Below are 9,116 nucleotides of genomic sequence, written 5' to 3' on the forward strand. Positions count from 1 at the left end.
CACACTACTGCTTCGGCGTGCCGTCGCGTCCCGGCGACAAGGGACGCAACCCGTGGGAAGAGCTGATCGACGCCAATGTCGAGTACCGTCCGCTCTGGGCCGACCGCAAGCTGGCCTTCAACGTCTCGGTATTCAATCTGCTCAACCAGCAGCGTGCGCAGGCCCTTAACCCGGTTTCCGGTAGCACCAAGTCGGTGAATGACGGCTATAACCAGGTCATCAGCTACACGCAGCCGCGTTACGCCCGCTTCGGCATCACCTACGACTTCTGACGGAGAGGTCATGCACGCACTACTGCGACTGGGTATCGTCGTGCTCGCCGCCGGGGTCCTCGCGACCCCGGCGGTCGGCGGCGAGAAGACCTATGACAATCTGCCGACGGAAACGCCGGCCCATTTCACACCGACGAATGCAGGGTTCGATTTCGAACGCCGCACGGTCGACATCCCCATGCGCGACGGGGTGACGCTGCACACGGTGATCCTGCTGCCCAAGGGCGCGAAACGCGCGGGCATGCTACTCACACGCACGCCTTACGGCGCCGACGGCATGGGGCATCGGGCGGACAGTCCGCACCTCGGACCCACCCTGCGCGGCTACGACAACCCGTCCGACGTGATCGTCCAGGACGGCTACATCCGGGTTATCCAGGACATCCGCGGCAAGCACGGCTCCCAGGGCGACTTCGTGATGAACCGGCCGCCAGTCGGCCCTGGCAACCCGACGCCGATCGATGAATCCTCGGACATCTACGACACCATCGACTGGCTGGTGAAACACGTGCCGGAGTCGAACGGCAAGGTCGGCATCATCGGCATCTCCTACGACGGCTTCGAGGCGATGATCGCCACRATCCATCCGCATCCCGCCCTCAAGGTGGCTGTGCCGATCAACCCGATGATCGACGGCTGGATGGGGGATGACTGGTTCCATCGCGGGGCGTTCCGCCAGCAGATGATTCCCTACATCTACGGCATGGTGAACTCGCGCGAGAGCAACATCGGCTGGACGAGCGGTTACCGCGACGACTACGACCTTTACCTGCGCGGTGGCTCAGCCGGCGATATCGGCCGCGCTTACGGTATGGAGGCGCTCGGTTTCTGGCAGAAGCTGCTGGCCCATCCCGCGTACGACAGTTTCTGGTCCGGGCAGGCGCTCGATAAGATCGCCGCGAAGGAACCCATGACCGTGCCGACCATGCTCGTGCACAGCCTGTGGGACCAGGAAGACAACTACGGTGATATGGCCGTCTATCGGGCACTCGCGCCGCGCGATCCCGAGCACAAGAAGGTGTGGCTTGTCATCGGGCCATGGCGGCATGCCAAGACCTGGGAGAAGGCGAACACCATCGGCGCACTTGATCTGGGCAGCGATACCGGCACGAACTTTCGTCAGGAGATCCTGCGCCCCTTCCTCGCCCAGTACCTGAAGGACGATGCGCCGAAAGCGAATATCGCGCCGGTCAATGCCTTCGTTACCGGCGATAACACGTGGCGCAAACTGGATACGTGGCCGTCCGCCTGTCGCTCGGGTTGTGCCCCGGCGATGCAGCGCTGGTATGCGGAAGCCGATGGCGGCCTCGGTGTTGCGGCTCCGTCCCAGGGCTCGGACGATTACGTCTCCGACCCCGCCAAGCCGGTGCCCTATCGCGTACGCCCCATCCAGGCGTGGTCACACGGCGCGCCCGACCAGGTGGATAGCTGGCCCGAGTGGCTGGTGGACGACCAGCGCCAGTTCGCCACGCGGACCGACGTGCTCACTTATGTTTCCCCCGTACTGGACAAGCCGATGGGTGTCGCCGGCGAACCGCTGGTGCATCTGCTCGCCTCGACCAGCGGTACGGACAGCGACTGGGTGGTCAAACTGATCGACGTTTACCCGGATGAAGTGGAAGACAAGCCGTCGATGGGTGGATACCAGCTACCGATCGCCATGGAGATTTTCCGTGGCCGCTACCGCGAGGGCTACGACAAACCCGCCGCACTCACACCGGACAAGCCGCTGGATTACCGTTTTCCCTTGCCCACGGTGAACCACGTGTTCCAGCCCGGCCATCGTGTCATGGTGCAGATCCAGTCCAGCTGGTTCCCGCTGTACGATCGCAACCCGCAGACCTTCGTACCGAACATTTTCAACGCGAAGCCGGCGGATTATCGGAAGGCGACGCAGACGATCATGCGCGATGGGACCAACGGAACCTTCGTGGAATTGCCGGTCGTCAGGTAGGAAGCTGCACCGGCTCCCATGAGGTGGCAGTTGCAGCACCTTGTGGGAGCCGATTCATCGGCGATGCTCGTCGGTAGGACCCCCAGTAGAACCGAATGACGAGGTGATGCAAACCACCCGCCCGAGTGGTTAGTTGATGTCGATGTTGTCGATCCGAACAGTCCCGCTCTCCGCATTCGATCCCAGGGCGATCGAATAGACAGCCTTACCATCCACACCATCGCAGGTGGCGACGCCCTCAAGCTTCCCTCCCGTTTCGGCGCGCGAAGCTCCCCCTTCCGAGTAACAATAGAAGTACATAAAGGGGCTCGCCTTTTCCTTCGAGAAGCCAATGGAAACGTGCACCGACTGCTTGTCCGGATAGAACAAGACAGCGACCCCGCTGCCCTGCGCATACGGGAGCACCAGGTGATGGCCCCCTATGTTCCCTCCCGGGCTCGACCCATTCTCGATGGATACTTTCCCGCCCTGCGCGCCCTGGACATTCAGATGGAAACCTGGCCCCTCTATGGCTTCCGATGGTCCCTGGACTGGCGTACTTTCGAAATCGATACTCGAGCCAGGCTGTCCCGTCCCGCCGCCTTGGTCGGCGTCGGAATAGGCGAACGCCGCCTTGCCGCTTGCCGACGTCGGCAAGGTAACGCGAATGATCGGCATATCGGACCCATAGCTCGCATGAAAGCGTGCCTGATCGTCTTGTGCCTTTTCCAACGCCCCGGCACTGCCCGGAACATAAAAGAACGCACGAATTGGCAGGGTCGCGCCCTGTCCGGGCGCCCAGGTTGCGAGCATCACCTCGTTCTGAATGCTCCACCATGCTGAAGCCATTCCCTTCCGCGCAAGAATGCTTTGATAGAAGCGATCGGCTGTACCCGGCTCCCCATACCGAACGCTCCAACCGCACTGACCGCTGTACTTATTCGCCTGCTGGTTGAAGTGAGCAAGCCATTGCGGAGCCGTCGTTATAGCCTGCGATTCACAGGGCTTACTTGGCGCGGGATATGCGGTGTTCGGCCCGCAACCCTGCAACGTCGGCCGATTGCCTGTATCGGCGTCCATGGGGAACACACACAGCACCTGAATCGTGCTCTTTCCCGGTGGCGTCGCCTGTTGAGGATAAAAGATGAAGCCGTTGCGGTAGGCGAAAACCAGATTGGCGAAGTTGGTATCGGTCCGTAACCAAGAGAACGACACGCCGCCACGGGACACCGACCCCGGACTCGGATCCCAGGGTAGAAAGGCAGGATTGGTTTCTGTCGCCCGCAGCATGACGCCACTACAGAGGAAGGCCGGGAGTGTCGCGCCCCCGCAATCGAGATCGGCGCGGCTATACCACGCGTTGATCTGGTCCGCCGCCTCCTGCCCGATGGCAGCGAGCGGAGCGGCCGACTTCGGGATGGCGCCAGGAGGAGCTGTCCACGGCGCCGTGACCGACACGGGCGATGGCGTGGTCCTCTCGATGGGTTTTTCAACCGCGCACGCGGCGAGAACAGCAATGACACACAGCACGATTAGCCGTTTCACGTTGACGCTCCTTGTCGTTGCAAACATCCATGTATCGTCGGCGCTAAGAATCCCTAGCGAGCCGCAGCCAGCATCCCGCAAGGCGACAACCGAGTGCACGAGGTCACCGGAAATGCGTAGTACTAGTCGCCGCGTTGRATGAGCAATCTCGGCACAGCCGACATCGAGCATTCATCTTGCGAAGGTTTTCATCCAGGCCTACCGTGAAAGGAGCGGATGTTTAGCCTCCCGCAGCGTCTGCGCCAGCGCGCGGAAATCATCCGCGCGCTGGTCCGACTTACGCCAGGCCAGCACGATGGTCCGGGCGAAGTCCTCCGGTAGCGGCAGATAGCGCATGCCCTGCACGCGCGTCGTCGCCAGCTGCGGCATAAGCGTGCAGCCCTCGCCAGCGGCCACCATATAGCGCAGCGTCTCCAGACTCGTCCCCTGCCGCTGGTCCGGCGCGACATCCTCGCACGCYGCCAGCGCCTGTTCGCGCAGGCAGTGCCCTTCTTCCAGCAAGAGCCGCTCGCGAGGCTTCAGCGATGCCCAGAGATCACCGGTTTCCGTGTTTGCCGGATGATCCTCACGGCATGCCAGCCAGAAGGGCTCCTGAAAAACCGCAACGCAGCTCACCTGCGTATGGGTGACCGGCGCGGACATCAGCACGACGTCGAGTTCGCCGCGAAGCAGCGCATGGACAAGATCGTCCGTCTTCCCTTCGCCGAGTTCGAGGGATACAGCCGGGAAGGCCTTCTGGATATCCGCCAGAACGTATGGGAAGTAGTAGGGCCCGAGCGTAGCGATGGCCGATAGCCGCAACGTGCCGCCGAAGGCATGCTCCGGGCGCGACGCGATATCCAGCAGACGTCTCCCTTCCACAAGTATCTTGCGCATCTGTTCCACGAGGCGGGCGCCCTGCTCCGTGACCAGGATTTTCCGCGTGGTCCGCTCGAAGATCACCGTCCCCAACCGCTCCTCCACGCGACGAATCTGCACTGAAAGCGAGGGCTGGGTGACGTGGCAGCGCTCGGCCGCACGCATGAAGTTTCCAAGATCCGCCACGGCAACGACGTATTCCAGATCGCGCAATGACAGCCCTGCGAGGTTGCCACGTTCGCTGGCCGGATCCTGGCGGGTCGCATGCTTCACAGCCATCCCTGCGTCTCCTCCAGCACGCGGTCGCACAGCACCGCCATGCCATCGTCGCTGTCGTTAAGACAAGGAATCAGCGTAAATGCCTCGCCGCCAGCCTCCCGAAAGTAGTGGGCGTTCTCGCGACCGATCTCATCGATCGTCTCGATGCAATCCGCTGCGAAGCCGGGAGAAATGACCGCGATGCGACGGACACCCTCGTGAGCGAGTTGACGCATGGTGGCCTCGGTATACGGCTGCAGCCAGTCCGCATAGCCGAATCGTGACTGGTAGCTGATACGGAACCGCGTCGCCGGCAGGTTCAGTGCATCGCGAAGCAACTCGCCGGTGTGTTGGCACTGCTCGTAATAGGGATCGCCGAGGGCGATGTTGCGCTGGGGAATACCATGGAAGGAGGCAACGATCACCTCGGGCTCCTCCGCGAGCCTTTCCAGTGTCGTCCGCACCGAACGGGCCAGGGCTTCGATATACGCCGGCTCATCGAAGTACGCCGGCACCACGCGAACTGCCGGCTGGTTGCGCAAGCCTCGTAACACCTCGAACAGCCGGTCATTGGCTGTTGCCGTGGTCGCTGCCGAATACTGCGGGTAGAGCGGAAACATCAGGAGTCGCTCGCATCCCTGCGACATAAGACGAACCACGGCGTCCTCGATCGACGGGTTGCCATAGCGCATACCCCAATCGACAGCCACCCGGTCCTCTCCAAATATCTCTGCCGCCCAGGACGCCAGTTTTGTCGCCTGGTTTCGGGTCACGGTTTTCAACGGACTCTCGTCGAGGTCGTGATTCCAGATGCGCTCATAGTCCTTGCCTTTGACCGCGGGCCGGCGCAACAACACGACGCCCTGGAGAATGGGCTGCCAGACGAGCTTCGGCAGTTCGATCACGCGCTGGTCGGAGAGGAATTCCGCGAGGTAGCGACGGACAGAGCGGTAGTCGGTGCCGTCGGGCGTGCCGAGGTTGGAGAGGAGGATGCCGACTTTGCCTCGGGTGACCGGAGTAGCTGCCTGTGTTCGTGGACGCAGCGTCGATCGGGGCAGGCTCGCTGTGCTGGTGGTGGGCATTCGCCGCTGGGGCGGCTCCCATGCGTGGAACAGCGCGGTGTTCGGGTCTGCGGCGGTCATAGTCAGCCTCCGGCGGCTACCGTGAGCGAAGGATGGTCGCGCCCGGCCACCGGCTTGCCGAGCGGCAGGCCAAGTTCATTCCAGACGTCGACGAGGGCCCGCCYGAGCTGTTCGACCAGTGCCGCATCGTGGAAAGGCGTGGGCGTGATGCGCAGGCGCTCCGTGCCACGCGGTACGGTGGGATAATTGATCGGCTGGATGTAGATGCCGTGGCGATCGAGCAGCAGGTCGCTCGCCCGCTTGCACAGGTCAGCGTCGCCGACCAGCAGCGGCACGATATGGGTTTCGCTCGGCATGAGCGGCAAACCGGAAGAAGCCAGCGCGGCCTTGGTCGCCTGCACCGCCTGCTGCTGTCCCTGCCGTTCCGACTGCGACGCCTTGAGATGGCGGACCGACGCCGTGGCTGCTGCTGCGACCGGCGGCGGCAGCGTGGTGGTGAAAATGAAACCGGGCGCGTGCGAACGCACCGCATCTACGACGGCCTTGCGACCCGCGATGTACCCGCCCAACGTGCCGAAAGCCTTTGCCAGCGTCCCCTCGATAACGTCGATGCGGTGTGCCACGCCCTCACGCTGGGCGATGCCACCGCCGCGCAATCCGTACATGCCCACGGCATGCACTTCGTCGATATAGGTCATCGCGTCGTACTTCTCGGCCAAGTCGCAGATGGCCGCGATGGGCGCGATGTCTCCATCCATCGAATAGACGCTTTCGAAGGCRATCAGCTTCGGTCGATTACCTGCGCGAATCAGGAGATCTTCCAGGTGTGCCAGATCGTTGTGACGCCAGATGCGCTTGTCGGCGCCCGAGGCGCGCACGCCTTCGATCATGGAATTGTGGTTCAGCGCGTCCGACAGGATCACGCAGTCTGGCAGGAGCCGGGCTATCGTTGCGATGCCGGCGAGATTGGATACATAGCCCGAGGTGAAGACCAGTGCGGCCTCCTTGTCGTGCAGATCGGCCAGTTCATCCTCGAGTTCGATAATTGCGTGGTGGTTGCCGGAGATGTTCCGCGTCCCGCCCGCGCCAGCGCCCATGGTCCGTGCAGCGTGGCTCATCGCCTCGATCACATCCGCGTGCTGCCCCATGCCGAGGTAGTCGTTGGAACACCAGACGGTGACTTCCTTCGCGCCGTCCGCCCCGTGGAGCATGGCCTTCGGAAACCAACCCACCTGGCGTTCCAGGTCGGCGAACACGCGGTACCGGCGCTCCTGCTTGAGGGCGTCGATGCTGCGTTCGAAGTGAGAGAGGTAGTCGACCATGGTTGCCTCGTCGTTCTTGCCTGAACAAGAGGGGCCGTTTCCGGCCCCTCTGTTGTTACCGTGCTATCAGCCGAGCTTCGCCACCGCGTCGGCGATGCCCTTGCCGTAGTCCGGGTGGCAGGCCGTGCAGTTGTCGATATGGCGCTGGACCACCGGCTGCGAGGCACCCTTGATGGCGCGGGCCGTGTTATCGAACAGCGTCTGCTTCTGCGCCGGGCTCATCATTTCGAACAGCTTGCGCGGCTGCGAGAAGTAGTCGGTGTCTTCGCGATGATTCCAGCGCTTGGCCACCGTCTCGCCGATTTCCAACGGCGGCTCAGAGAAGTCCGGCTGGGCCTGCAAGGCGCCACGGCTGTTCGGCTCGTAGCTCGTCGAACCACCCCCGTTCCCGTCGACGCGCATCGCGCCGTCACGGTGATACGAGTGGACCGGGCAACGCGGGGCATTCACCGGGATCTGCGCATAGTTCACGCCGAGACGGTAGCGCTGCGTGTCGCCGTAGGAGAACAGGCGCCCCTGGAGCATCTTGTCCGGCGAGAAGCCGATGCCCGGCACGATAACGGCGGGTGCGAACGCGGCCTGCTCGATATCCTGGAAGAAGTTCTCCGGATTGCGGTTCAGCTCGAAGAAACCGACTTCGATCAGCGGGTAATCGCCATGCGGCCAGACCTTGGTCAGGTCGAACGGGTTGTACGGCGTATTGGCCGCCTCGGCCTCCGGCATGATCTGCACGTACAGCGTCCAGCGCGGGAATTCCTTGCGCTCGATGGCCTCGTACAGGTCGCGCTGGTTGCTCTCGCGGTCCTTGGCGACCACCTGCCCGGCTTCGTCGTCGGTGAGGTTCTGGATACCCTGCTGGGTCTTGAAGGTGAACTTCACCCAGAAACGCTCGTTGTTCGCATTGATGAAGCTATAGGTGTGGCTGCCGAAACCATGCATGTGGCGGAACGACTTCGGCACACCGCGCTCGCTCATCACGATGGTGACCTGGTGCAGGGCCTCGGGCAGCAGCGTCCAGTAATCCCAGTTGTTGTCGGCGCTACGCATGCCGGTGCGCGGATCGCGCTTGATGGCATGGTTGAGGTCCGGGAACTTCAGTGGATCGCGGATGAAGAACACCGGCGTGTTGTTGCCGACCAGGTCCCAGTTGCCCTCCTCCGTGTAGAACTTCATGGCGAAACCGCGGATGTCGCGCTCGGCGTCGGCCGCGCCACGCTCGCCGGCTACGGTCGAGAACCGCGCCATCATCTCGGTGGTCTTGCCCACTTCGGAGAAGATCTTCGCGCGGGTGTACTGAGTGATGTCGTGGGTCACCGTGAAGGTGCCGAAAGCGCCAGCGCCCTTGGCGTGCATGCGGCGCTCGGGAATGACTTCACGATCGAAGTGGGCGAGCTTTTCGAGGAACCAGACGTCCTGCAGCAGGGCCGGGCCACGCGGCCCGGCGGTCATCGTGTTGTTGTCGTCGGCGACGGGGGCGCCGAATACGGTGGTCAGCTTGCTCATGGGTCTTACCCTTGCTGGTGTTCGTGGGAGAGGCGTGCGGTGGGGCCGCGACGTGGGTGCAACGTTAGGTCCCGTCGACTGATAAGGGAAATTCATATTTGTGACGGGGTCGATAGGGACTGACTATGGATCGGGCCAATGCCTTCTCTCCATAGGATCAACGACGTCCTATCACCAACGATTGAAAGATTCGCGTATTGCTGCGTCCGCTCGCGGGCGGCTCGGCTTGCGCCATCGCTCTTTACACTTGGGCGTCTCGCGGGGAGACCTTGGTGCCCACCCTCGCTGCTCAGACACGTCCTCCGCGTTCGAAAAGGAAGGCCGCTCACGCGGCCCATGTATC

General features: G+C 62.8%; 6 protein-coding genes and 1 pseudogene. 2 read left to right on the forward strand and 5 right to left on the reverse strand.

Features of this window, described 5'->3' with window-relative positions:
• Together AC1DSN_RS13670 and AC1DSN_RS13675 are read left to right on the forward strand one after the other, a co-directional pair.
• A pseudogene (locus AC1DSN_RS13670) lies at window positions 1-272 on the forward strand (Oar protein); the annotation flags it as partial.
• A gap of 10 nt (window positions 273-282) precedes the next feature.
• Window positions 283-2,226, forward strand: coding sequence for a CocE/NonD family hydrolase (locus AC1DSN_RS13675; protein ID WP_477331147.1), 1,944 nt, complete (start codon window positions 283-285; stop codon window positions 2,224-2,226).
• A gap of 129 nt (window positions 2,227-2,355) precedes the next feature.
• Here AC1DSN_RS13675 and AC1DSN_RS13680 read toward each other — a convergent pair whose 3' ends face one another.
• From AC1DSN_RS13680 to AC1DSN_RS13700, 5 genes are all read right to left on the reverse strand, one after another.
• Window positions 2,356-3,750 (reverse strand): hypothetical protein, encoded by a 1,395-nt coding sequence (locus AC1DSN_RS13680; RefSeq protein ID WP_477331149.1) that lies wholly within the window; start codon window positions 3,748-3,750, stop codon window positions 2,356-2,358.
• A gap of 198 nt (window positions 3,751-3,948) precedes the next feature.
• Window positions 3,949-4,887 (reverse strand): LysR substrate-binding domain-containing protein, encoded by a 939-nt coding sequence (locus tag AC1DSN_RS13685; RefSeq protein WP_477298480.1) that lies wholly within the window; start codon window positions 4,885-4,887, stop codon window positions 3,949-3,951.
• The gene (gene hemH, locus AC1DSN_RS13690; protein ID WP_477331151.1) at window positions 4,878-6,008 is read right to left on the reverse strand and encodes a ferrochelatase; all 1,131 of its coding nucleotides are present in this window, start codon (window positions 6,006-6,008) and stop codon (window positions 4,878-4,880) included. Before hemH ends, AC1DSN_RS13685 begins: the two co-directional genes overlap by 10 nt.
• A 2-nt stretch (window positions 6,009-6,010) precedes the next feature.
• A complete protein-coding gene (gene hemA / locus AC1DSN_RS13695) occupies window positions 6,011-7,270 on the reverse strand; it encodes a 5-aminolevulinate synthase (protein ID WP_477331153.1) in 1,260 nt (419 codons plus the stop codon).
• A 66-nt stretch (window positions 7,271-7,336) separates the two neighbouring features.
• Window positions 7,337-8,869 (reverse strand): catalase, encoded by a 1,533-nt coding sequence (locus AC1DSN_RS13700; protein ID WP_477331155.1) that lies wholly within the window; start codon window positions 8,867-8,869, stop codon window positions 7,337-7,339.
• Between the last annotated feature and the right edge of the window lie 247 nt (window positions 8,870-9,116).

The sequence above is a fragment of the Luteibacter sp. P4_D7_3 genome (assembly GCF_056401735.1).